Raw genomic sequence first — 24,119 nt, forward strand, 5'->3', positions numbered from 1 at the left:
CGGCGACCGGTAACGGAAATCATTGCGACCCCTTAAGGAGAAGCCTAATCTTACAGGATTAGCCTGTGCAGGAGAGAAAGATGTCCGAACAAAACCCCTTTTTTAGCGTCAGTCTGTTGCCTTACCAGGCGCCGCGGTTTGATCTGATCGAAGACAGTCACTATCGGCCGGCGTTTGATGAGGGCGTTCGGCAGCAGCGCGAGGAGATCCGCGCCATTATCGATAATCCGCAGCCGGCCAGTTTCGCCAACACGCTCGAGGCGCTGGAGCAGAGCGGACAGCTGCTGGCGCGGGTGACGCGGGTCTTTTTCGCCATGGCCGGCGCCCATACCAACCCTTATCTTCAATCACTGGATGAACAATTTTCCGCCGAGCTCGCCGGGCTGGGGAATGATATCTGGCTCAACGAGGCCCTATTCCAGCGGGTGAACAGCGTCTACGAACAGCGCGAGACGCTCGCGCTTGACGGCGAATCCCTGCGTCTCCTGACCCTGACATGGCAACGTTTTGTTCACGCCGGGGCAACGCTGGACCCGGCGCAGAAGGCGGTGCTGCGCGCGCTGAACACTGAAGCGGCCACTTTGCAAAGTCAGTTCCAGCAGCGGCTGCTGGGGGCGGCGAAAAGCGGCGGCCTGGTGGTCGATGACCGGCATCAACTGGACGGCCTGAACGATGAGGAGATAGCGGCGGCGGCCGAGGCGGCGCGCGGAAAAGGGCTCAGCGATCGCTGGCTGCTGACGCTGACCAACACCATCCAGCAGCCGCAGCTGCTTGCGCTGCGCGACCGGCAAACGCGGGAAAATCTTTTCGCCGCCGGCTGGACGCGCAATCAGCAGGGCGATGAGCATGATACCCGTTGTCTGGTGCTGCGGCTGGTGGCGATCCGCGCGCAGCAGGCGGAACTGCTGGGGGCGGCAGATTACGCCAGCTGGGCGCTGACCGATCAAATGGCGGCTTCCCCGGCGGAGGCATTGGGCTTTATGCGTCAGATCGCGCCGGCGGCGCGGGCGAGGGCGGAACGTGAGCTGGCGGACATCCAGCAGGTGATCGACAACGAAGGCGGGGCGTTTCGCGCGCAGGCATGGGACTGGCTTTACTACAGCGAGCAGGTGCGGCGGGCTGCCTATGCCATTGATGACGCGCAGCTTAAACCCTATTTTGCCCTCGAGCGCGTGCTGCAGGACGGCGTCTTCTGGACGGCATCGCAGCTCTTTGGGCTCCGCTTCGTGGAGCGCTTTGACATCCCGGTGTACCACCCGGATGTGCGGGTCTGGGAGATCTTCGACCACAATGGCGAAGGGATGGCGCTGTTTTATGGTGATTATTTCGCGCGCGATTCAAAGAGCGGCGGCGCCTGGATGGACGTGTTTGTCGAACAGTCGACCCTACGGGAGCAGCGCCCGGTTATCTATAACGTCTGCAACTACACCCGGCCGCAGAGCGAGCAGAACGCGCTGTTGTCATGGGATGAGGTGATCACCCTGTTCCATGAGTTTGGCCACGCCCTGCACGGGCTGTTCGCCAACCAGCGTTATGCCAGCCTCTCCGGCACCAATACCCCGCGGGATTTTGTCGAGTTCCCGTCGCAAATCTTCGAACACTGGGCCAGCCATCCGCAGGTATTTGCCCATTATGCGAAGCATTATCGCTCCGGAGAGCCGATGCCGGAGGCGCTGCGCGACAATATGTTGCGTGCGGCAACTTTCAATAAAGGATATGACATGAGCGAGCTGCTAGCCGCCGCGCTGCTCGATATGCGCTGGCACACGCTGTCGACCACTTCGTTACCGGAAGAGGTGGATGCGTTTGAACAGAAGATACTTCGGGATGAGCAACTGGATCTGGCGGCCGTTCCCCCGCGCTATCGCAGCAGCTACTTTTCCCATATCTTCGGCGGCGGCTATGCGGCAGGCTATTATGCCTATCTCTGGACCCAGATGCTGGCCGACGACGGCTATCAGTGGTTCGTGGAGCAGGGCGGTTTGACCCGTGAGAACGGTCAGCGCTTCCGGGAAGCAATTCTGTCGCGCGGCAATAGCACTGATTTAGCTGAACTTTATCGCCAGTGGCGCGGACACGATCCACAGATTGAGCCGATGCTGAAAAATCGCGGGTTGAGTGAGTAGGGCCTTCTCAGGATGACACGATAACCGGGCGCGATGCCCGGTTTATTGACCGCTTTTTGTTCCTCAAATATCTCCACACTGTTCTCCCCAGTCCCCCCTCAAATTCTGAGAAAAAACTATACCGGCGATATTTTCGTCGCAGTAACGGGGCGGCACAGGTGACAGCGACTTTGTCCGTTTTCCAAACACAGAAAAAGAGGACATCAGGCGCCACTTATTTCCCTGCAAACACGGGTGTTAAGGTTTAATTAACAAACAGGCAGGATACTGACCTCGCCAATCCAAATCATGAACGAACAGTTACGTAATGCACTACCGCATAAAGACACCCCTTTTTTCCGCATGCTGCATATTATTGTCGCCACCCTGATTCTGCTGCAGATTATTAGCTCTAATTTCACTGAAAGTGAGGCGCTTCGCGACCTGAATATTACCGGGGTCGTCACATGGTTTCATATTGTCTCGGGATTAGCGCTGATTGCGCTTGGTGCGGTGATGCTGGTTTGGATGCTTAATACGCGCGGGTTTCGATACTATTTTGCCTGGTCGACGTTTGATTTTCGTGGTGTGGTTGAAGACAGTAAACAGCTGATGACATTTCGTCTTCCTGAAGCCCATGCCGGGGGCATAGCGGCAATTATTCAGGGGCTTGGCGTACTGGCACTGTTAGCGGTCGCACTCTGTGGTGGACTCTGGTTTGTACTGGACACCGCGTCATGGGCGTCACCGTCGCTGGCGGAAACAGTCCTTCATTGGCATAAGTTTCTGACGGTGTTCATTGAAACCTATTTCTGGGCACATGGTGCGATGGGAGTGCTGCATATCTTTCTCTCCTTTCGCCGTCAAAGGAAACAAGCGATTATTGATTAATGTTCTGCACTTTCTAATTCCGATGAGGATGCGTATTTAAAGGGAAACGACATGCATCTTGAACGACACAGCATCGAAACCGTCGGCTGGCTAAGGGCTGCGGTTCTGGGAGCAAATGACGGGATTGTCTCAACCGCAAGCCTGGTGCTCGGCGTCGCCTCTGCAAACAGCGGCTCTTCGGGTGTACTACTGGCGGGGGTCGCCGGGCTGGTTGCTGGCGCCATGTCTATGGCCGCAGGAGAATATGTTTCGGTATCATCCCAGGCGGATACCGAAGCCGCGGCTCTTGCCCAGGAAAAAAGCGAGCTTGACGCCGATTATCAGGGAGAGGTGCGGGAGTTGACATCACTTTATATCCAACGTGGTGTGGAGCCAGCGCTTGCCCGGCAGGTAGCAGAGCAGCTTATGGCTAAAGACGCCCTGGAGGCTCATGCCCGCGAAGAACTGGGGTTAACGGATGTCCTTTCTGCGCGACCTTTGCAGGCGGCTCTCTTTTCGGCAGTGAGTTTTTCCGTCGGGGCGGGGTTGCCTTTGATCGTTGCCTTGTTATCGCCAGCAAAATTGATATCCATCTCTATCTTCTTTTCTACACTTTTTTCACTGGCTGCGCTGGGCTATCTCTCTTCCGTTGTGAGTAACGCACCGCCTGTCAGGGCGATCATCAGAATTACGTTCTGGAGCTCGCTGGCCATGCTTTTTTCGATGGGGATTGGGCGTATCGCCGGGCAGATACTATTGTAGAATTGTCGAGGGTCTGTTCCTCGACCGCTCCTCATCACTGGTTGAGCTCATCGTAGGGTTTTGATCGGCAGGGAGGAGCACTGCCCACCTCATTCGTCAAGGAGATACGTTTGCATATTGAGACTCATCGCCTGCGTCTTCGCCCTGTCATGGCTGAAGATGTTGTCGATCTATACCGAATTTATGGCGATCCGGCGACAAATACCTTTAACCCCGCAGGGCCCTATCCGGATATTGACTATGCCAGTACGGTTCTCCAGCGCTGGCTTGCCCACTGGCACGATCGCGGATTTGGCAACTGGGCCATATCGGCGCGTGATACCCCGGAAAAAATCATTGGCTTTGGCGGCGTAAGTCTACGCAGTTATAACGATGTCACCATTAACAATCTCGGATATCGGTTTTCCACTGAGGCATGGGGAAAAGGACTGGCCACCGAGTTTGCGATTGGCGCGATAAGATATGGCTTCGAGGCGCTTAAACTTGCGGAGATGTCAGCGGTTGTCCGGGCTAACCATCTGGCTTCGCAGAAAGTTCTCGAGAAAGCCGGGATGAGGTACATTAACGATATTGCTGATGTAAAAGATGCGCCGCCGAGTCTGCTCTATTCGTTGACCTTAAGCGAGTGGTTAAGCCAGTCGGGGTAACCCGCGGGCGCTTATTCGCAAGGCTGGATCGCACCGCAGCCGGCGCATCAGGTGGGGATTGCTCACAGAATCATGCGTTCATTCTACTGGCTCAATTAACTCTGGCCCTTGATTGTTGACATTGCCGACCGCCCGCGATACCGCATGCCAGATGAAATCGTCGGCGGTGACGGCTCCGTCCCTGGCAATCTCCACCGCTTCCGCGTCGGTGACTTCTTGCCTCATCCATTCCCGGGCGGCTTCCGGCGCCAGGACCAGCGGCCGGCGGTCATGAATATCGACAAGACCGCGATCGGCGGCAGCGGTCACCAGCAAAAATCCTTCGGCGCTATCCCCGCGTTCGAAGGGCGTGCTGCCAATAGCGGCCATAAATATCGGCTGACCATCCTTGCGCTGGATGAAGTAGGGCTGCTTTTTCTCTCCGGCCTTTTTCCACTCAAACCAGCCGTCGGCGAAGCAGATCGCCCGCCCGTGCTGCCACAGCGGTTTGAACATCCTGCTGGTGGCTGCGGTCTCAACGCGGGCGTTGATCAGCGGGGGTTTATCCCACCATCCTGGCGCATAACCCCAGTAAACGGGATAGAGGTGGAGTTGCGCATTCCTTTCACTCAGGAGTAACACTTTTGTCCCGGGTGCCACGTTATACCGCCCAATCGGCGCCGGGTCCCAGGGGATATCGTATTCAGCCTCTTCGGCAAGATAAGCCAGATATTCTTCCCGCGTCTGTGCTTGCGCAAAACGTCCGCACATCGCCACCTCCAGCATAATGTCTAAAGGAAAGCATAGTTCATCAGGGAGGGGGCGTTGTGAGAAATGATTTTGAAATCATGCGATTGTGATCCCTTCCCTCAGGCGTAAGGCTGACGCCTGGGCACATACTGTTTAAGTTGCCTATATTGCAGGCCATAATTCTGGCCTGAAATATATTAATTGAAGTTACGTATTCACCATGTGAATTGCTATTGCGAAAAATGTACGCAGGCGCAAGTACTGAGTATATGTCGCCTGAACAAGGCGTGTAGATGGAGTTGAAGGTGGGGTGTTTACCCGCCGCTGCAACAGACGAAAGGCAACGGCGTAGAAAAAGATTAGTTATCCGGGTTGTTGGAGATGCCTCTCCATACCATACCCAGACCGATCAACATCGACGCGAAGAGGGCGAACAGGGTGGTAGAGATAAAAATGCTGGTCATTATGATGCCTCAGAAAGTGCGTATGCAGATTATTAGGCACGGGGGGACGAGAAAGGTTCCTTCCCTGACGGATTATCTTTTCACCAGCGTCTTTCCGTCTGGCGCCAGCGAGGCGGATGTCATATCGAGGCACCGCTCTTGACGGAGGGATAATGCGGGGAGCCGTGTTTCTCCCTGCGCTGTTGCAGGAAGCCACTGGCAGGGGGATGCGTCGTGTTTCGGGCGTTGACATCCCATTGTACAAGTTATATATACATGTCGCTTCTGTTTATTGAATGTTAAACAGCATCAGTTATGGGACTCAGAAGCACCACACCCCCGCCGTCGGGCGGGGGTTACTTTGCCACCTGACCTGGTTATTTCTCACGGTGACTGACGAAGAAAATTTTTATTTCAGGTCTTGAAAAACGCGCTTTAGCTATTATTTTATATAGCGGACAAGCAATGCTTGCCTTTATGTTGAGCTTTTGAATGGATATTCAGGAGGTTAATTATGGCACTCAAAACCTTGTCAGCACTCCCGGTATTTGCTGATTCCCTTTTTGCCGATCGCTTTAACCGTATCGACCGTCTTTTCAGCCAGTTAACGGGCGATACGCCGGTGGGGACCTTACCAGCCTACGATTTACAGAAAGTGGATGACAGTAATTTCCTGCTCAGCGTCAGCGTGCCTGGCTGGAAAGATGATGAACTGGAAATAGAGACCGTAGGCGGTAATCTGCATATTACCGGTAAACGCGCGCAAACCGACAATCATTCCGGAAACAGCCAGGGCTGGATTTATAAAGGCATTCGTCGGGCTGATTTCCAGCTTAGTTTTTCGCTTCCCGAACACGCCCAGATTAATCAGGCGCAGCTGGAGAGCGGGATCTTAAAAATCGCTATCCATCAGGAGATCCCCGAGAGCGAAAAACCGCGCAAAATTGCCATTGAGAACCAGGGGCGGGTGATCGAACACAAAGTGTGATTCCGCTTCTGTGCCAAGGTAGTTCCTTTCAAGGCCCGCGCTGCGGGCCTTTATTTTATCCACTCAGGGTGGCGTAAACGGCCTCCAGGCGACGAGAGAAATCACTATGCTATCCTGTTAACAGGGCAGTGAGGCGGTGATACTTTTCAAATTCGGCGAGGAGTCAGAATGGCTGACGAGATCGATAAAGACGCACAACATACTCATCAACTGACCGCCGAGGTGGCCCGCGCGCTTATCGCGCGCGGCTGGCGGCTCACCACTGCGGAATCCTGCACCGGCGGCAATCTGGCGGCAGCGCTCTGTGCTCAGGCTGATACTGCGGCCTTTTATGATACCGGCGTGGTCACCTTCAGCGATGAAGCCAAGCGCAATGTGCTGCAGGTGCGCGCGGAAACCCTGGCGGAACACAGCGCTGTCAGCGAAGCGTGCGTGAAGGAGATGTCCAGCGGTATGCTGGCGATAGCCGGGGCCGATATCGCCATCGCCATCAGCGGCTATGCGGGACCGGAGGGGGGAGAGGATGGTACCCCCGCCGGCACGGTATGGTTTGCCTGGAACTTTCGTGGCCAGATCGAAACTCAACGGCTGCGCTTTACCGGCGACTGCGAGACAGTGGTGGCGAAAGCGGTGCGCTTCGCCCTGGCGGCGCTGGGCGAAAAGCTCCCCCACTGGCAGTGACGCTGCCGCCTACCGCGGCCTTACAGATCCGTGGCCTGACGCGCTATCGGCCAGCAAATTTCCCCGATGCCGTTCAGGCACGGTCGGGAGAAAAGGAACCCCTGAAACAGGCGAATGCCCACCGACTGCAGCCAGCACCACTCTTCCAGGGTTTCGACGCCTTCCGCCACCACCGTGATGCCCAAATCCTCGCAGCAGCGCACCACCGAGGCGACAATCGCCTGCTTGGCGCCGCTGATATGAATATTGCGCACCAGCTCCGCATCCACTTTGATTTTATCGGGCTGAAAGCGGGTCAGTAACGACAAGCCGGAGTAACCCGCGCCAAAGTCGTCGATGGCCAGCTTCATGCCCGCGACGCGCAGCGCTTTGAGCACCTTGTGGAACTGGTCAAAGCAGGTGATCACCTCCGTTTCGGTAACCTCTATCAGCACCTGGTCCGGCCGGAGGCCGGCCGCCAGCAGGCTGTTCATCAGCCAGCCTACGGCGTCAGGGTGGTTATACAGCGAACCGGGCAGCAGGTTAATGGCCAGCTGGTTTTTACCAAGCGGTAACTGACCGGCGAGAGAGAAGGCATACGCTTTGCTCTCAAGGTCGAAACGGTAGCGATCCTCCGCCGGGATGGCGGCAAACATCTCCACAGGGGATCCGCCGGTGGGGCTGCGGATCAGCGCTTCAAAGGAAGAGACCCGCTTTTTGGCCGGCTCGACGATGGCCTGCAGGGCAAACTGGCAAGGTTGATCGGGCAGGTGGCGCGCCGTAGCAGTGGCCGGGGCAGGCATCATCGTCCAGCGAGAAGGCTGCAGCGGCTCGGGTAGACAATAGCGCCCACCGTCGGCGATAAAGGCGCTAATCAGGCGGAACATCCGGTCGTTGACCGGCTCGGTGACCCCAAACGAGCTAAAGCGCAGGAGCTCCTCCAGCGCGCTGTCGTTATCGTACAGACGGAGATCCAACATGCGCATCCCGGTGCCGCGAAAGCGACGGTAGGCCGAATAGTCGCGCATCAGCTCAACCACATCGCGATGGCGCGGATCGCTTTGTATTTCGTGGAATAACGACTCCAGACTCTCCTCGCTCGCTTCCAGCACCTGGAAGAACTGCAGGCCGTTAAACAACAGAATGCCGGTGATGCCAAGGGGCGTATTTTTCCCGCAGGCGCGATGAATTAAAGCGTCGAGATCGGTGAGCGGGCGGTCAGGATCAACCTGGCTGCGATAAATCAGGGTGGTTAGCATTAGTCATTCCGGTCGCTGCAGCAAAGCTGCGATGGCCTGTACAGCGCATGTTGAGAAAAGTATGGCCTGCCCCCCAAATAGGGAGTCTGTGTTTGGTGCCCTTTAACTAACCATGATGTCCGCACGCGGAACGTGAGTTTCACTTGGTGACTACCTTCACTCTACAGGGAATCTAAAGTTTAGCTATCTTTTTCGCATGCTCAATGCAAAAAAGGGCAAACAGACCGATCGCCCTTTTTGAAATATTGGCTCAGTGTATTAACTTACCGGTTAATACTCGTCACCAGGAATTATCTTACCATTCTATTTCACGCTCTCAAAAAGCGATGCTGGTCTTGCCTCGATAAAATAGAATGCATAATATCAGTCCAGGTTAAATTTCTTTTTTAGGTCTGCTATGAGTGACTTGTTTATTATTTTATGCCTGATTCTCTGCCCCGTAATTTCTTTGTGGAGTGGTCTTTCTTATATTCAGGAAAGACGCAAAAGACGCTACGTCTTCCGTTCCAGAAGATAATCTGCAGAGGTAATACAATGGCGATTGTATTAACGTCTTGCGAGTAGTTTTACGAGGTTGTTAAATTGCTGGCGGCTGTTTAAATTGAACTTGCACATAATATTCTTTTTATGCGAATGAATTGTTTTATGGCTAATTTTAAGCGCCGCGGCGACTTCATGCGGACTTAATCCAATACTGAATGCGTAAATGACTTTGGTTTGCGCATCGCTGACCGTCTTGCAGGCGCAATTGATGCAACGCCGCAGGCGATTGAAGGATGGGTCATGATGAGGTGGCAGGGAGCGCTGAATCGCGCTGGCTATCTCATCTTTAAGAAGCTGAACGGGAGCGTGGGGAGGCATAAACACCGCCTGCCGCAGACAGTTGGGTAAACCCTCTTCGGCGGTAGCTTGTTCATTGTCCTGAAAAATAAAAAGCGTGTATTGCTCTGGGGCATGCTGAAACAGGTCATGACACAGGTACCATTCTCCCGCCACCATTTCCGTGAAGATCACATTAGCTTGCGCCATCCCATCCGCGTTCCATTGTTGAGAAAACTGATACTCTGATCCCCCGTAGGTCTTCATCGCTTCATCCACCAGTTCCGCAATAGCAACCCGCAAATAGTGATTTTTTATATTGATCAAAAAATTCGTCATATAACTTCCCTGTTGGGTATTAAAAAAGGTGTCAGAATAAATTAAAGAATATAATGGTGAGGTGCAGACGTTTTTTAGCCGGGGTAATCTAAGGGATGTTTTTCATTAATGCAATATCTGCCTGGAAAAGTGAGATATCGGTGTATTGGTATGCGAAAGTTCCTAATAAACAAAATGTTAAGGATATATCGATCAGCGTTTTAAGCGTTTTGATGATTTTTTATTTTTGCGATGCATAAAAAGCTTAGTGATAGCCAGTATCTGTTGTTAGAATTAGCGGAGGACAAGATTACAGGAAGTATGTAGTGCTTATGAAGCAGAAACTCTATTTAAAAATGTTGGCGTGGCTGGAGGATAATATCTACTGTAACCCGGCGATCGATGACCTGGCACAGTATATGGGCTATTCGCGTCGGTTTGTGTACGAGGTGTTTTATCAATACGGCCGGTTACCCATCGGGCAGTATATTCGCCTGCGGCGCTTGACCATCGCAGCGGTCAGTCTGCGCTTAACGCGGCAACCGATCGCCGCCATAGCCTGGCAGTTAAGTTACGATTCGCCGCAGACCTTTTCCCGCGAGTTTAAGAAACGGTTCTCGCTTTCGCCACGGGAATACCGATGCGCAGCGCACTGGGATACGGCAAAACTGTTAAAAAAATTCTCCCCGGATGATGAACGTCTGCCATTGGCGCGGATCTGTTCCCTGCCGGAGCGGGTCTATTATGGCTACCCGATGAAGTATGAACTGCGCCTGTCGGATATGGTGCTGCAACGCACCGCCAAGACGGCTATCAGACAAAAGGTTGACCGTTTTTTTACCGCCGGAGAAGGCTCGCTTTCCATACTCTCTGATTACGCCGCGGCGCGTCAAAATGAGCTTAACGTCGAGATTAACGCCTTTGTTGGTTGTCATGAGGCGCGAAAGCCATCGTCCACGTTAACCGCCCGGTCGGGACTCTATGTCGGAGTTGATTTCTACGGCAGCTGGTCACGCTATGCCCGTTTGTCCAGCGATCTCTATCTGGATCTGCTGCCAACGCTGGGGGTAAGCCGTCGCGACGGGTATGACATAGAATGTTTCATGGCACGCCATACGGAAGGCGGAGATACAGAAGAGAGGTGCTATCACGTACGCTATTTTATACCGGTGACGCTGAAAGCGGCGGCTCAGCAGCCGGGCAGCGATAATGAGTCAGTCCCCGCGAGGGGGATCCAATAAGGTGGCCGGAGCCACCCAAATAAACTTCACAGTAAAAACCACAGCAGCCAGGTAATGAGGAAGCCCGTCACCCCCATGATGGTTGTCAGTACGGTCCATGTTTTGAGTCCGTCCGGCACCGAGAGCCCCAGATAGCGCGTGACCACCCAAAATCCGGCATCGTTGACGTGTGACAATCCGAGTGAGCCGAAGCAGGTCGCCAGCGTCACCAGCACCAGCTGGAGCGGCTCCAGCCCGGCAACCGCCTGTGACAGCAGGCCGGAGGTGGTGAGGATCGCCACGGTGGCCGAGCCCTGCGAGGCCCGAAGCACCAGCGACAGCAGGAAAGCGGCGGGCATCAGCGGCAGATGAATCGTCTCCAGCGCCTCGGCTAAGGCATTGCCGATGCCGGAGGCGACCAGCACCCCGCCAAAGGCGCCGCCGGCGCCGGCGACAAGGATAACGTCCGCCGAGGAGGGGATCGCGCTGCCGGTCACTTCTCCCAGTTTTTTCAGGTTCATACCCCGCCGGATGCCCAGCGTCCAGCTGGCCAGCCCCAGGGAGATCAGCAGGGCGACGGGCGGGGTGCCAATGACGGTCATCAGCTGGCGAATCGCGTTTTCCGGCAGCAGCAAGGCCTGACAGAGCGTTCCGGAAACAATCAGCACGATGGGCACCACGATCAGCCCGCCGATAACCAGCGCATTCGGCGGCGCCAGTCGGGTCTGCTGCGCGTTGACGGAGAGGTCGGGCACCTCGGCCGTTTGCTGCTGTTCCAGCACGTTAATCGACAGATGATAATGGCGCTGATTGATCGACCGGGCGACAAAATAACCCACGATACCCACCACGACCGATACCCCAATCCCCGCCAGCATCAGCCAGCCGACATCGCTATGCAGAATACCTGCCGCGGCCGCCGCGCCAGGGTGGGTTGGCAATGCCACGTGGACGGTTAACATCACTCCGGCCATTGGCAGGCCAAACTTTAACGGCGACATATGAGCGACTTTACTGAAGCCGTATATTAACGGAATGATGATAATAAAGCCGACTTCAAAGAAGACTGGCGTGCCGAGAATAAAAGCGACGATGGTTAAGGCGGCAATCGTCCGTTTAGAACCCAGCACGCCGGTCAGCGTTTTCGCCAGCGATTCGGCGCCGCCGGATATTTCAATGAGCACCCCCAGCATTGATCCCAGAATAATAATGCTGGCGATATGGCCGAGCAGGCCACCCATCCCTTTTTCAATGGTGGTAATGATTTTATCCGCCGGAATGCCGGTGGCGAACGCCACCAGCAGGCTGACGATCAGGAGCGCCACAAAAGGATGCGCTTTCGCTTTGATCACCAGCAGGAGCAACAGCACTACGCTGGCTAACGCAATAAGTAACAGCGCCGATGTCGACATAGTTTTGCCTCGGGTATTAACAGGTATACAGAGAGTTATATTTTTAGAACCGCGCTTTATTTTTTCCGGTAGGGCGAAAACCATTCCAGTCCGGAAAGGGTATCCGCCCTGGGGATATATTCGCAGCCGATCCAACCGTCATAGCCCGCTTTATCCAGTAACGCATAGATCCATGAATAATTAATCTCGCCCTCGTCCGGTTCATGGCGGTCGGGCAGGGAGGCTATCTGAATATGGCGGTACTGACCGGCATAATCAGTAATAAGATGGCTTAAATTACCGTCCACTTTCTGCGCATGAAACAGATCTAACTGCACCGCGATGTTTGGCCGGTCGACCCGCTTCGCTATCTCCAGCGTCTGATATTGGCTGTGGTAGAGATAGCCCGGTTTGGTCTGCGGATTCAGGGCTTCAATGAGCACTCGCTTGTCGTGGCGGGCAAAGCACTCGGCGGCGTAGCGCAGGTTATCGACAAGCTCGGCCTCGCAGGCCGCGCGATCCATCCCCGGCGGCACCACGCCGGCCATGATATGCACCTGCGGACAATCCAGCTGGCAGGCATACTCCAGCGCCAGCTCAATATCACGCCGGGCCTCGGCGCTCCTGCCCGGCAGGGCGGCGAGACCCCACTCCCCGGCGTTAACGTCGCCGGGCGGGGTATTAAACAGCACCAGCTGCAGCTGGTTTTCCTGCAGGCGCTGTTTAATTTCCCCGGCGGCATACTCATAGGGGAACAGAAACTCCACAGCTTCGAAACCGGCGCGGGCGGCGGCGGCAAAGCGGTCCAGGAACGGCAGTTCGGTAAACAGCATGGATAAATTTGCAGCGAATTTTGGCATGGTTTTATCTCAGTTCATCCACTTCGTCAGCGGTCAGGTAACGGATCTCGCGATTGCCGAGGGTAAACATCAGCCGCGCGGTCTCTTCCAGCTCTTCGGTATTGTTGGTGGCTTCGCGCAGCGATGAGCCGGTGACCACCGGACCATGGTTGGCCAGTAAAAAGGCGTTATAGCGCGGCGCCAGCCCGGCCAGCGCCTCGGCAATGCGGTCGTCGCCCGGTCGGTAGTAGGGAACCACCGGGACGTCGCCGACCCGCATCACCACGTAGGGAGTAAAGGGGCGAATACAATTGTGCGGATCGAGCCCCTGCAGGCAGGAGAGCGCGGTCAAATAGTGGCTATGCAAGTGGACGATCGCCTTGCAGGCCGGGTTATGCAAATAGACCGCCCGGTGAAAAGCGACCTCTTTCGACGGTTTGTCGCCGGCGAGCCATTCGCCTTGCAGGGTAACCACCGACAACCGCTGCGCCTGCAGCTCGCCCAGGCAGGAGCCGGTCGGCGTCGCCAGCAGGTTGCCGTCCGGCAGCAGCAGCGACAGATTGCCGGCGGAGCCGGTGGCATAACCGCGGTTAAACAACGAGGCGCCAATTTGCACCATCTCATCTCGCAGCTGTTGCTCAGTCATGACAAAACTCCTGCTGGGCACGGGCAAAGAACGAGATATCGCCGAAATTCCCTGACTTCAGCGCCAGGGAGAGCGGCTGGCGGGTGTCACGCACCCAGGGAACTCCAGGGGAGATCGTCGGCCCGATATGGAACGCCTCGACCCCCAGCGTCTGCGCCACGATGCTCGACGTTTCCCCTCCGGCCACAATAAAGCGGGTGAATCCTTTCGCTTTCAGCGCGGCGGCGAGGGCGGCGAACAACTGTTCCACCCTTTCGCTGCTGGCCTTGTCGCCATATTGCGCCTGGATCCGCTGCAGCGTTTGCGGCTCGGTGGTGGCATAGACCATCGGCGCCAGCGGCGCATCGCGGTTTGCGTCCACCCAGGCCGCCAGCGTCCCGACATAGCCTTCGAGATCGGTAAAGCAGGCGCTTAAGTCAACGGCGCGGGCGGGAGCCTGTTCACGATAGGCCGCCACCTGGCTGTTGGTCATCAGCGAACAAGAGCCCGAGAGCACCACCGCCGGGCCGGGCAGCGGCATGCCCGCCAGGGATCCTTCACCCTGGGTTCCGTGGCGCTGAGCCCAGTCGCGGGCGAGGCCGATGGCGAGACCAGAGCCGCCGGAGACCAGCTTCATCTCCCGCAGCGCCGCCCCCTGGGTCAGCAAATGCTGTTCACTAAGGGCATCGAGCACCACATAGCGCACCGCCGGATCGCTGATGGCCGCCAGCGCGGCAGCGACCGCTTCCGGCCCCTGATCGACAATCGGCCAGGCTATCAGCGCCGCTTTACCGCCGCCCTGGCGTTCGATTAAGCGGCCGAGGTGGGCATCCTCCATTGGCGTCACCGGATGGTGGCGCATCCCGGACTCATTGAGCAACTGCTGGCCGACAAACAGATAACCCTGATAGACCGTGCGGCCGTTCACCGGCAGCGCCGGTGATATCACCGTCCGCGTCTCGCCCAGCTCTGCCAGCAGCGCATCCAGTACCGGGCCAATGTTACCCTGCGCGGTGCTGTCGAAAGTGGAACAATACTTAAAATAAAATTGCTGACAGCCCCGGGCTTGCAGCCAGCGCAGGGCCGCCAGGGACTGGCTGACGGCGGTTTCCACCGGGCAGGATCGCGTTTTCAGACTGATCACCACCGCTTCACTGGTCAACGGCAGTTCGTGGGGCGGTACGCCGTTTAGCTGCACGGTCGGCATGCCGTTGCGCACGAGGAAGCTGGCAATATCCGTGGCGCCGGTAAAGTCATCGGCAATGACACCAAGCTGCATCTTGTCTCTCCTCACTGTTTATGGCCCGGCAGGGTAATGCCGTTGAAAATCTTGATCACCGCGCTGTCATCTTCCCGGCCGAATCCGGCGTTGCTGGCGGAGGTGAACATATTCAGCGCGGTGGTCGCGAGCGGCAGCGGGAAGGTCAGCGCCCGGGCGGTGTCATTCACCAGACCGAGATCTTTGACAAAAATATCGACGGCGGATTTTGGCGAGTAATCGCCATCCAGGACGTGCTGCATACGATTCTCAAACATCCACGAATTACCCGCCGCGTGGGTCACCACGTCGTACATCGTCTCCAGCGGGATGCCGGCGCGGGCGGCGAGGGCCATCGCTTCGGCGGCGACGGCGATATGCACCCCGGCCAGCAACTGATGGATGATTTTCACCGTCGAACCGAGGCCAATGTCGCTCCCGATGCGGTAGACTTTGCCGGCCACCGCATCCAGCACCGGCGCGAGGCGGGCGAAGGCGGCATCGCTCCCGGAGGCCATTACCGTCATGTCGCCGGCGGCCGCTTTCACTGCGCCGCCCGATACCGGCGCGTCGAGCATCAAGAGCTGGTATTCTGCCAGCGCTACGGCTATCGCCTGGGCATCGGAGGCGGCGATGGTTGACGACACCATCACCGCGGTGCCCGGCTTCAGATGGGCGGCGAGGCCGCACTCGCCGAACAGGATCCCCCGCACCTGGGCGGCATTGACCACCAGCAGTACGACCGCATCCAGCTCAGCGGCGAAAGGCACCGCGCTGGAGCCTGCGCCTTTGGCGCCCGCCTCCAGCAGCGCGCGGCAGTTGTCGGGGTTGATGTCCACCCCCCAGGTGTTCAGGCCCGCCTGCAGGCAGGCGCGAGCGGCGCCCATGCCCATCGAACCCAGTCCAATCACGCAGACGTTAGTGTGTGCAGTCATGATGGTCTCCTTGTGAATATTCGTTAATTAATGTGATTTAATGATAGAATAAAGCGTTATCATGTGAAATTATGTGAGAGTTATCACGAATAACCCACATGAATATAAAAAATTCACAGGCGGAAAGTGGCTGCGCGACGGCGATTCTTGCCCTAAAATAGCGTAAAAACAGCGGTCAAGCGCGATAACAGTACAGGGTAGCGTCAGGCTCCCGGCGTAAGTGGTGTGGTCTGGTGTGAAAAAATGGTAAGGGGAGAGCGGTGATTCCAATTGAACGTCATCAGCGTATTTTAGCCCTGGTGGAGCAGCGTGGGGCGGTAAGCATTAATGAGCTGACGGAGATCCTCGGCGTGTCCCATATGACTATCCGTCGGGACGTCAGTAAGCTGGAAGAACAGGGGCTGCTGGTCAGCGTCTCGGGCGGCGTGCGCGCCGTCAGCCGGCTGGCCGCAGAGCCCAGTCATCTGGTGAAAAGCACCCTCCAGAGTGAAGAGAAGCAGGCCATCGGCGCGCTGGCGGCCAGTCTCATTGCCAAAAACAGCTGCATCTATCTCGATGCCGGCACCACCACTCTGGCGCTGGCGCGGGCCATCCTCGACCGGGACGACCTGCAGGTGGTCACCAATGATTTTGAGATAACCCAGCTGCTGATAGATGCCAGCCAGTGCGGGGTGATCCACACCGGCGGCACCCTGTGCCGGGAGAACCGCTCCTGCGTCGGCGAGTCGGCGGCGCGCACCTTGCGCCACCTGGCTATCGATACGGCTTTTATCTCCGCCAGCGGCTGGGACAGCCGCGGAATTTTCACCCCTGATGAGAACAAAGTCACCGTCAAGGAGACCGTCAGCCAGGTCAGCGCCAGAAGCATCCTGCTGTGCGACAGTTCGAAATACAATCAGGTGGCCACGTTTATGGCGTTGCCCTTGACTCGCTTTACCACCATCATTACCGACCGGCATCTCTCCGATGCCGCTGCCGCCCATATCACCCGGCACGCCTGCGAGGTGCTGCGCGCCGGGTAAGGCGCGCGGCCTTCGCCGGGCTAGCGCTGCCAGTGCTCGATCAGCGCCGCGCCTATCCCGGCGATCTGCTGGTTACGTTCGGCCATGGTCGCCGCGGTATCCCGCAGATAGATCACCACGATACGCTCCGCTTTGCCGTCCGGGCCGAGCAGGGCGACAATGCCGCGTGAGCCCCGCTCACCGGCCCCGGTTTTATCGGCGATAAACCAGCCCGCCGGCAGCACGGCGCGGATCAACGGGCCGGCCACCCGGTCGTCCACCATCCACTGCAGCAGCTGCTGCTGCGAACGGGCGCTCAGAGAGGGGGTGGTTAGCAGCTTGCGCAGGGTGGTGGCCATGCTGGCCGGGGTGGTGGTGTCGCGCACGTCGCCGGGAAGCGCCTCATTGAGTTCCGTTTCCCAGCGGTCAAGACGGGTGACGTTGTCACCGATCTGGCGCAGAAAAGCGGTCAATCCCGCGGGGCCGCGGACGATCTTCAACAGCAGATTGCCGGCGGTGTTGTCGCTCATGGTGATGGCGGCGGCGCAGAGTTCGCCAACGGTCATCCCGTCGGCAAGGTGTTTTTCGCTGACCGGGGAGTAGTCCACCAGATCCTGCTGGCGGTAGTGGATCCGCCGATCCAGCTGTTCGTCGCCGGCATCCACCCGGGCCAGCACCGCGCCGCAGAGCAGCACTTTAAAGGTGCTCATCAGCGGAAAGCGCTCACTGGCGCGCCAGGCGGCCAGCGTGCGGCCGCTGGCCAGATCCATTTCAACATAGCCCACCCGGCCCGCCAGCTGACTTTCGCTGATTTTAATCTGCTCAAGCGGCTGAGGGCTGGCGAATACCGCCAGTGGCAGGGCGGCAATCAGGGAGATAAGGCACAGGCGAACATAACGCATAACCGTAATACTTCCTTGTGTAAGGGCCGATAAAGGCGAGAAAAGGTGTGACGAATAAGAATAACCCGGTATTTTGCTGATTCACAATTCCTCTTTTTTCCTTCATCATTTGTCATCTTTTATTTCGAATAATCAATATTTAGCTCAGCCTAAGCACGCTATTTTTTGACTCAAGGCCGCAATGAACTATAAGAAAGTACTTAAGACCGCACGCTGGCTGGCGCCGCTGATTGCTGACGATACGCCCGCCGCGCTGCGCGGTTTGCCAATGATCTATGCCATCCCGGGAGGAACTGGTGCACCCGATAATTAAGGTCATGCTGGTGGGCGGTAAGGCGGATGGACTGCTGGTCAGCGTCGCCGACGATGCGACCGAGGTCTCGGTGACGCCTGCGCAATACGGTGCGCCGTCCGGGCAACCGCTCAGCTATCGTATCGTAAGTCAAACCATTGACGATGAACGCTATTTCTTTGGCGTCTTTAGTGACGCCCATCAGGATAGCGATAAGCTGACGCGGGTGGCGCTGACCCGCGGAATGAAAAAAATGTTCTGTTGAACCCGGGCGGAGTGAGGGGATGCGATAGTATCCATGCCGCGGCTTTGCTACTGTGGCAGCCTTCTCTCTCCGGGCCAGGACGCATCATGATTCAGTACATCCATATACAAAACTTTCGCTCAGTCAGGGATATCGAACTGGAGCTGGGGCCATTGAACATTGTCTTCGGTCCTAACGGCTGCGGCAAATCCAATATTTACAACGCCATCCATCTGTTGACCGCGGCTGCCGACGGCAGGCTGTCGGGGTTTATCAGCGCAGAGGGCGGCCTGGAAAATATGATGTGGTCCGGAGATCGTTCCCCCCTCGATCGCCATCCCCGCCGGCTGCAAATCGCCTGTCGGACGGAGAGCTTTGATTATGAACTGCAGGTAGGTTTCCCGGAAAAATTGCCCTATCCGACGCAGTTCATGCTCGATCCCATCGTCAAAGAAGAGCACATCTGGCTGGCAGGCTACTCCCGTCGGCCTTCCTCCCGCGTACTGCAGCGCAAGAATCAGGCGGCGTTCCTCGTCGATGTCACCGGGGAGAAAAGCACCTTCACCGAGAGTATTTATGAAAACGAGTCGGTGTTCGGTCAGCTTGGCGAGCCGCACCGTTTTCCCGAAGTGTCGCGGGTGCGGGAGACCCTGCGCCGCTGGCGGTTTTACCATGAGTTCGCCATTGGCCGCCACTCGCCGCTGCGCCAGCCGGCCGTGGGGTATCGTTCGCCGGTGCTCGACAGCGATGGCCATAATCTGGCCGCCGCCTTTCAGACCATTGTCGAGATTGGCGCGGAGGAGATGTTGCACGAGATCCTCGCCGACGCCTTTCCCGGCTGCCAGTTTTACTGTGAAAACGAGCACTCGCGTTTCGCCCTGAAAATGCGCCGGGAGGGGATCCGCAGGCCGCTGCTGGCGGCGGAGATGTCCGATGGCACGCTGCGCTTTCTCTGTCTCGCCGTCGCGCTGCTCAGCCCGCGCCCGCCGGCGTTTCTGGCGATCAATGAGCCGGAGAACAGCCTGCATCGCGACATGCTCCCGGCGCTGGCCCGGCTGATAATCGAGGCCTCCCGCTACAGCCAGATCTGGCTGACCAGCCACTCGGCTGAACTGGCGGAGCTTATCGCCGCTGGGGCGCCCTGTCAGCGCTATGCGCTGGAGAATAGCGGCGGAGAAACGCGCATTGTGGCGTAAACCCCGTCATCCCTGACGGGAGCGCCGGGATCAGGCGGGGGTCTGCGTCTCCGCTGCTGGCAGCAGGCTTTTGCCGCCGCGTAAGGTGATGAACGAGAGCAGGGTGAAGCTCAGGGTGATGCAGCCGAGGATCAGATAGGCCTGATGGAAGCCGACGGTGTCATACATCCGGCCCACCCAGGCGGAAAGGACCACCCCGGACAGCTGTTTCGACAGGTTAAAACCGATCAGGAACAGGGTGGCCGAGAGCCGCGGGTTAAAGGCGGAGGAGATATATTTAAAGGTCCCGACCAGCAGGAAGGGGATCTCAAACATATGCAGCATCTTGAGGATCACCACCTCTACCGCCGATGAGGCGAACGACGATCCGAGAATGCGCACTGACATGATCATCCCGGCGGTCAGCAGGGCGTTTTTGGCGCCGATGCGGTTAACGATGGCCGGGGCGCAGAACATAATTAGCGCGTTGAGCAGCTCGCCGCCGGTGGTGACGAAGCCAAACACTTCGGTACCGCGCTGCGGACTGGCGAAAAAGCTTTTGAAAAAGTTGGCGAACTGCTGATCAAACACGTCGTAGACGCTGGCGACTCCCACCACATAGACGATAAAGCCCCAGAAACGCGGCATACGTAACAGCTCGGCCGCGGTGCGCAGCGAAAAGGCCTGGCGATTGGCTCCCAGCGCCTCAATAACCTGGGCGCTGTTGCTGCTTTCCGGGCGCGACAGCCAGAGCAGAAGACCTAGCACCAGCGCAAAGCCGGAGGCGATCCAGAAGGTAATATTGGGGTCGATGCCGAACAGCACGCCGGTTATCGAGGCGCACAGCGCCCAGCCGACGCAGCCAGCGACCCGCACTTTGCCATATTCAAAGCGGTTTGCCCGGCTGACGCGCTCGATATAGGCTTCCACGGCCCCGGAGCCGCTGGAGAAAACAATCCCCAGGTAGATCCCGCCCACCAGCGAACCGGCGATAATATTCATCTGCAACAGCGGGGAGAAAACGAAAATAAAGAACGGCGCGAACAGAATTAACAGTACCGTGATGGTCCACAGCAGATGTTTGCGCAGGCCAAGCTTATCCGACATCAGACCAAATACCGGCTGAAAAATAATCGCGAACAGCGAGATGGAGGAGAAGACGATCCCGGTTTCCGTTTTGGTTAAATGGTTAACGTCCGCCAGCCACACCGGAAAAAAAGGAAAATAGGCCGACATAATGAAATAGTAAAAGAAAAAGAACAGCAGGAAATAGACAAAATTATGCCGTTCTCGCGGCGCCAGTTCAGAGAATTTCATCACCATGATCCCTTGTTAATCTGTTTGTAGGGTGGGGGCTGCCGCCCCCACGGATTAAAGGCAACGCAATGAGACCTCGTACTGCCAGCGCGTTTGGGTCAGGAGCCACTGCGGCAGCACGCTTGGGGTCCAGGAGTCATCGCCCCCCACTCCCATATGCAGGCCGTCGAGGGTGATCCACACCCCGTCTTCGGCCTGGATCTTGTGCCAGTGGTCGGTCTCCATTAGCTGACGGGTGCTCCATGGCTGAACGGAGAAGTGGAAATGACCGCTGACGTGCCAGCGTCCCCAGTCCAGCGCCTGGGTATCACAGCGCAGGCCGTTTTCCGTCGGGAAGATGTAGGGCGTGCTCATCGCCGCCAGCGGCTGCTCCCAGCGGGCGAAGCAGGCGCTGCTCCGCCGGTCGGGGTAGTTCTCATGCGGTCCCAGCCCCAGCCAGCTCACCGGCGCCTGCTGATCCGCCACCTGGAAATGCAGTCCGACCCGCGGCAGCGGCGGCAGCGTTTCCGCGCGCTCGCCGTCCACCGTCAGCCGTACCGTTCCGTCCGCAGTAAAGCGCATGCGCCAGTGGCTGACAATCACCACCTCGTCGCCGCGCAGGTAGTGCCAGCGGCTGTCGACAAGGGTCTCATTCGCCAGGCGCTGGGCATCGCACTGCACGCAGCGCGCCTCAAGGTCGAACAGGCCGGCGCTTTTCCAGCGCTCCACCCAGGCGTTGGGATCGATGCGCTCCACTTCGCTGACCCCGATGTCATTGTCGAGCGGCACGCGGATAAACTGATCCTGCAGGGGGGTCAGCAGCTGCTCCTGACCGGCAAGCGACCAGCTACTCAGCAAACCGGTCCGCCGATCGACGGTCCAGCACTGCGTGCCGGCGCGGATCTGCCAGGCCTCCTCGCTGACGACCAGATCCGGGGCGCCGGCAGGCACCGTGGGCGCCGGCAGCGCCAGCGGGGCGGGCAGGGGAAACTGCTGCCAGGCGACGCGATGGTCCGCCGGGGACCAGTCGGTCGCCCGGGGCTGGACCACCTCCAGCGTCAGCCACACCGCGCGGGCGCCTGGCGGTAGAATCAGGTCATCAAGCAGCGTTATCTCGTCACTGCCCTCCGGGGGAAGCGCCAGCGTCAGGTTGCCGTGATACAGGGTTTCACCGGCCGCCTGCACCTGCCAGCGCAGCGCTTCGTTATCGCTCTGGCGGAACAGGTATTCACTGGCGATGCGCACGCGCAGCGGCGAGGTCGACAGCAGGGCGAACTGGAAATACTGCTGGGCGTGCTTCGCCTCGATCAGCGACGGATGCGGCGTGCGATCGGGGAACACCAGGCCGTTCATACAGAACTGGCGATCGTTCGGCTTATCGCCAAAGTCGCCGCCGTAGGCCCAGCCGACGCTGCCGTCGTCAAAGGTTTTGCAGATCGCCTGGTCGGCCCAGTCCCAGATAAACCCGCCCTGCAGCCGCGGATACTCGCGGAAGGCCTGCCAGTAATCGGCGAAGTTGCCGAGACTGTTGCCCATCGCATGGGCGTACTCGCAGAGGATCAGCGGCCGCTGCTCGCCGGGCAGGCTGATCCATTTTTTGATCCCCCACTTCGGTACCGCCGGGATCGGCTGGTCGCGTTCGACGCGGGCGTACATCGGACAGATAATATCGGTAGCGGTGGTATCCGCGCCGCCGCCCTCGTACTGCACCGGACGGCTCGGGTCGTTGCGCTTCAGCCAGTGGTATAGCGCTTCATGGTTGCCGCCGCCGCCAGATTCGTTACCCAGCGACCAGATGATAATGCATGGATGGTTGCGGTTGCTCTGTACCATCCGGGTGACGCGGGCGCTGAAGGCTGGCAGCCACGCCGGATCGTCGGACAGCCGGTTCATCGGCACCATGCCGTGGGTTTCAATATTGGCTTCATCGACCACGTACAGACCGTAGCGGTTGCACAGCTCATACCAGCGCGGCGCGTTGGGGTAGTGTGAGCAGCGGACGGCGTTAAAGTTGTTCTGCTTCATCAACAGAATGTCCTGCACCATATCCGCCTCGCTGACCACCTGACCGCGCAAATGGTGGTGTTCATGGCGGTTAACGCCGCGGATCAGCAGCGGTTTGCCGTTAAGGCGCAGCAGACCGTCGGCGATCTCGATGCGGCGAAAACCGATATCCCACGCCTCGGCCTCCAGCAGTTCGTCGCCACGCCACAGGGTGACCACGGCGCGATAACAGTTCGGGGTTTCCGCGCTCCAGTGCGCCGGCGCCGCTACCGCCAGGGAGAAATCGACCCGTTCGGCATAGTGGCCGCGCTCATCCACCGCCGGGGTGCCTAACGGCTGACGATGGGCGGCGACAGGCTGCTCGCCGCGCCACAGGCTAACCCCGACGCAGAGCCCGGCAAGCGCCGCCTCTGTCGCTTCGACGGTCGCCTGAACCTGCAGAGCGCCGTCGCGGCAGAGGGCGTCAAGGGTCGGCGTCAGCTGCACGTCGCATAGCCGCTGGTGCGGCTTATTCAGCAGCCACACCGAGCGAAAAATACCGCTCATTCGCCACATATCCTGGTCTTCCAGCCAGCTGCCGGCGCTCCAGCGCATGACCATCACGCACAGGCGGTTGTCGCCCGGGCGCAGGAAGGGGCTGAGATCGAACGCCGCCGGCAGGCGGCTGTCCTGGGAGTAACCGACCCAGGCGCCGTTGCACCACAGATGAAACGCTGAGTTGACGCCGTCGAAAATAATCTGCGTCTGTCCGTCCGTGCGCCAGGCGTCATCGATCGCAACGTGCAGGGAGTAACAGCCGGTTGGGTTATCCTCCGGCACCCGCGGCGGGATGGTGTCGATGGGGTAGCGGACGTTGGTGTAGATCGGCGCGTCATAGCCCTCCATCTGCCAGTTGGAGGGCACGGGCGTCCCGCGGCTGCCTGGCAGGTCTTGCGTCAGCCACTGTGCATCGACGGCAAACGGGCTGCGGGCGTAAGCAAATTGCCATTCGCCGTCCAGCTGACGACGTCGAGGCGAAGGGCGATTATCGCGGGCGGCAAGCTCATCGCGCCAGCTGGCGAACGCGGGATGCGCTGGCAGGCGGTTGAGATGGGTAATGGTCTGGTTCTGCCAGTCTTCGCGGGCGAGGACGGCGTGGAAGTCAGGCGCGTGGCGGCGACTGGTATCGCTTATTGGCATAGTAATCCCCGGTAAGTCAGAAAATGTCGATCGCTAAACAGGATAAAGAACGTTATCGGATAATTTGTTTTGTCCAGCAACGACGGCGGAAATGAAATTAACAGACGATCACGAAAGCGAGGGTAAAGCGCTGTTTTTTGTCGCGCGTTAAACATAAA

24 protein-coding genes and 1 pseudogene are annotated in these 24,119 nt (G+C 58.0%); 13 read left to right on the top strand and 12 right to left on the bottom strand.

Going from position 1 to position 24,119, the window contains the following annotated elements:
• The first annotated feature begins 80 nt into the window (after positions 1–80).
• The 4 genes from dcp (at position 81) to GQR96_RS11455 (ending at position 4,384) form a co-directional block, all read left to right on the top strand.
• Positions 81–2,126, top strand: coding sequence for a peptidyl-dipeptidase Dcp (gene dcp / locus GQR96_RS11440; RefSeq protein WP_069734180.1), 2,046 nt, complete (start codon positions 81–83; stop codon positions 2,124–2,126).
• A 288-nt stretch (positions 2,127–2,414) separates the two neighbouring features.
• Positions 2,415–2,996 (top strand): cytochrome b/b6 domain-containing protein, encoded by a 582-nt coding sequence (locus GQR96_RS11445; protein WP_032455995.1) that lies wholly within the window; start codon positions 2,415–2,417, stop codon positions 2,994–2,996.
• Between the two features lie 51 nt (positions 2,997–3,047).
• On the top strand, positions 3,048–3,737 hold the full coding sequence (locus tag GQR96_RS11450; protein WP_032455996.1) for a VIT1/CCC1 transporter family protein: 690 nt from the start codon (positions 3,048–3,050) through the stop codon (positions 3,735–3,737).
• 110 nt (positions 3,738–3,847) lie between these two features.
• On the top strand, positions 3,848–4,384 hold the full coding sequence (locus tag GQR96_RS11455) for a GNAT family N-acetyltransferase (RefSeq protein ID WP_004206018.1): 537 nt from the start codon (positions 3,848–3,850) through the stop codon (positions 4,382–4,384).
• Between the two features lie 78 nt (positions 4,385–4,462).
• On the opposite strand, the gene GQR96_RS11460 is transcribed toward GQR96_RS11455, so the two are convergent.
• Together GQR96_RS11460 and GQR96_RS24785 are read right to left on the bottom strand one after the other, a co-directional pair.
• Positions 4,463–5,134 (bottom strand): SOS response-associated peptidase, encoded by a 672-nt coding sequence (locus GQR96_RS11460; RefSeq protein ID WP_069734179.1) that lies wholly within the window; start codon positions 5,132–5,134, stop codon positions 4,463–4,465.
• Between the two features lie 338 nt (positions 5,135–5,472).
• Positions 5,473–5,568: a YnaM/YnfT family protein gene (locus GQR96_RS24785; protein ID WP_272481999.1), complete on the bottom strand. Its 96-nt coding sequence runs from the start codon at positions 5,566–5,568 to the stop codon at positions 5,473–5,475.
• Between GQR96_RS24785 and GQR96_RS11465 the strand changes: the two are divergent.
• The 3 genes and pseudogenes from GQR96_RS11465 to GQR96_RS11475 all read left to right on the top strand — a co-directional run.
• Positions 5,528–5,620: pseudogene (locus GQR96_RS11465) on the top strand (hypothetical protein); the annotation flags it as partial. The gene GQR96_RS24785 and the pseudogene GQR96_RS11465 overlap by 41 nt on opposite strands.
• Positions 5,621–6,070: 450 nt before the next feature.
• Entirely contained in the window at positions 6,071–6,544 is a 474-nt protein-coding gene (locus tag GQR96_RS11470) for an Hsp20 family protein (RefSeq protein WP_044522839.1), read from the top strand.
• A 168-nt stretch (positions 6,545–6,712) separates the two neighbouring features.
• Positions 6,713–7,225, top strand: coding sequence for a 2-oxo-tetronate isomerase (locus GQR96_RS11475; RefSeq protein ID WP_023289595.1), 513 nt, complete (start codon positions 6,713–6,715; stop codon positions 7,223–7,225).
• A gap of 20 nt (positions 7,226–7,245) precedes the next feature.
• On the opposite strand, the gene GQR96_RS11480 is transcribed toward GQR96_RS11475, so the two are convergent.
• Positions 7,246–8,463, bottom strand: coding sequence for a diguanylate phosphodiesterase (locus GQR96_RS11480; RefSeq protein WP_069734178.1), 1,218 nt, complete (start codon positions 8,461–8,463; stop codon positions 7,246–7,248).
• A 397-nt stretch (positions 8,464–8,860) separates the two neighbouring features.
• Here GQR96_RS11480 and GQR96_RS11485 point away from each other — a divergent pair, with 397 nt between their 5' ends.
• A complete protein-coding gene (locus GQR96_RS11485; RefSeq protein ID WP_175936587.1) occupies positions 8,861–8,980 on the top strand; it encodes a small membrane protein in 120 nt (39 codons plus the stop codon).
• Positions 8,981–9,009: 29 nt separating this feature from the next.
• On the opposite strand, the gene kbvR is transcribed toward GQR96_RS11485, so the two are convergent.
• Positions 9,010–9,621 carry a LuxR family transcriptional regulator KbvR gene (gene kbvR, locus GQR96_RS11490; RefSeq protein WP_004206009.1) on the bottom strand — a complete coding sequence of 204 codons (612 nt, stop codon included), beginning with the start codon at positions 9,619–9,621 and terminating at the stop codon, positions 9,010–9,012.
• A gap of 311 nt (positions 9,622–9,932) precedes the next feature.
• On the opposite strand from kbvR, the gene GQR96_RS11495 reads away from it, so the two are divergent.
• Positions 9,933–10,841: a helix-turn-helix domain-containing protein gene (locus GQR96_RS11495; protein ID WP_069734177.1), complete on the top strand. Its 909-nt coding sequence runs from the start codon at positions 9,933–9,935 to the stop codon at positions 10,839–10,841.
• Positions 10,842–10,867: 26 nt separating this feature from the next.
• On the opposite strand, the gene GQR96_RS11500 is transcribed toward GQR96_RS11495, so the two are convergent.
• The 5 genes from GQR96_RS11500 to ltnD are packed head-to-tail and all read right to left on the bottom strand — an operon-like array spanning position 10,868 to position 15,868.
• The gene (locus GQR96_RS11500) at positions 10,868–12,232 is read right to left on the bottom strand and encodes a GntP family transporter (RefSeq protein ID WP_004206005.1); all 1,365 of its coding nucleotides are present in this window, start codon (positions 12,230–12,232) and stop codon (positions 10,868–10,870) included.
• Positions 12,233–12,288: 56 nt separating this feature from the next.
• Complete coding sequence (locus GQR96_RS11505) at positions 12,289–13,071, bottom strand: HPr family phosphocarrier protein (protein WP_069734176.1); 783 nt, start codon at positions 13,069–13,071, stop codon at positions 12,289–12,291.
• A 4-nt stretch (positions 13,072–13,075) separates the two neighbouring features.
• The gene (locus GQR96_RS11510) at positions 13,076–13,696 is read right to left on the bottom strand and encodes a 3-oxo-tetronate 4-phosphate decarboxylase (protein WP_017900343.1); all 621 of its coding nucleotides are present in this window, start codon (positions 13,694–13,696) and stop codon (positions 13,076–13,078) included.
• On the bottom strand, positions 13,689–14,954 hold the full coding sequence (otnK, locus tag GQR96_RS11515; protein ID WP_049003702.1) for a 3-oxo-tetronate kinase: 1,266 nt from the start codon (positions 14,952–14,954) through the stop codon (positions 13,689–13,691). The genes GQR96_RS11510 and otnK overlap by 8 nt, the downstream gene beginning before the upstream one ends.
• An 11-nt stretch (positions 14,955–14,965) precedes the next feature.
• Positions 14,966–15,868: an L-threonate dehydrogenase gene (gene ltnD / locus GQR96_RS11520; protein WP_069734175.1), complete on the bottom strand. Its 903-nt coding sequence runs from the start codon at positions 15,866–15,868 to the stop codon at positions 14,966–14,968.
• Positions 15,869–16,128: 260 nt separating this feature from the next.
• Here ltnD and GQR96_RS11525 point away from each other — a divergent pair, with 260 nt between their 5' ends.
• The gene (locus GQR96_RS11525) at positions 16,129–16,890 is read left to right on the top strand and encodes a DeoR/GlpR family DNA-binding transcription regulator (RefSeq protein WP_004205996.1); all 762 of its coding nucleotides are present in this window, start codon (positions 16,129–16,131) and stop codon (positions 16,888–16,890) included.
• Between the two features lie 20 nt (positions 16,891–16,910).
• On the opposite strand, the gene blaOKP is transcribed toward GQR96_RS11525, so the two are convergent.
• Complete coding sequence (gene blaOKP / locus GQR96_RS11530) at positions 16,911–17,771, bottom strand: broad-spectrum class A beta-lactamase OKP-B-125 (protein ID WP_069734174.1); 861 nt, start codon at positions 17,769–17,771, stop codon at positions 16,911–16,913.
• Positions 17,772–17,952: 181 nt separating this feature from the next.
• Here blaOKP and GQR96_RS24790 point away from each other — a divergent pair, with 181 nt between their 5' ends.
• From GQR96_RS24790 to GQR96_RS11540, 3 genes are all read left to right on the top strand, one after another.
• Positions 17,953–18,084 (top strand): hypothetical protein, encoded by a 132-nt coding sequence (locus GQR96_RS24790; RefSeq protein WP_023318188.1) that lies wholly within the window; start codon positions 17,953–17,955, stop codon positions 18,082–18,084.
• Positions 18,068–18,328, top strand: a complete 261-nt coding sequence (locus GQR96_RS11535; RefSeq protein ID WP_004205993.1) for a hypothetical protein — start codon at positions 18,068–18,070, stop codon at positions 18,326–18,328. Before GQR96_RS24790 ends, GQR96_RS11535 begins: the two co-directional genes overlap by 17 nt.
• Before the next feature lie 86 nt (positions 18,329–18,414).
• The gene (locus GQR96_RS11540; RefSeq protein WP_004205990.1) at positions 18,415–19,503 is read left to right on the top strand and encodes an AAA family ATPase; all 1,089 of its coding nucleotides are present in this window, start codon (positions 18,415–18,417) and stop codon (positions 19,501–19,503) included.
• A gap of 30 nt (positions 19,504–19,533) precedes the next feature.
• On the opposite strand, the gene GQR96_RS11545 is transcribed toward GQR96_RS11540, so the two are convergent.
• Together GQR96_RS11545 and GQR96_RS11550 are read right to left on the bottom strand one after the other, a co-directional pair.
• The gene (locus GQR96_RS11545) at positions 19,534–20,799 is read right to left on the bottom strand and encodes an MFS transporter (RefSeq protein ID WP_004205989.1); all 1,266 of its coding nucleotides are present in this window, start codon (positions 20,797–20,799) and stop codon (positions 19,534–19,536) included.
• Between the two features lie 54 nt (positions 20,800–20,853).
• Positions 20,854–23,961: a beta-galactosidase gene (locus GQR96_RS11550; RefSeq protein WP_069734173.1), complete on the bottom strand. Its 3,108-nt coding sequence runs from the start codon at positions 23,959–23,961 to the stop codon at positions 20,854–20,856.
• Between the last annotated feature and the right edge of the window lie 158 nt (positions 23,962–24,119).

Source organism: Klebsiella sp. PCX (assembly GCF_021869705.1).
In the GTDB taxonomy this organism is placed as follows: Bacteria; Pseudomonadota; Gammaproteobacteria; order Enterobacterales; family Enterobacteriaceae; genus Klebsiella; species Klebsiella quasipneumoniae.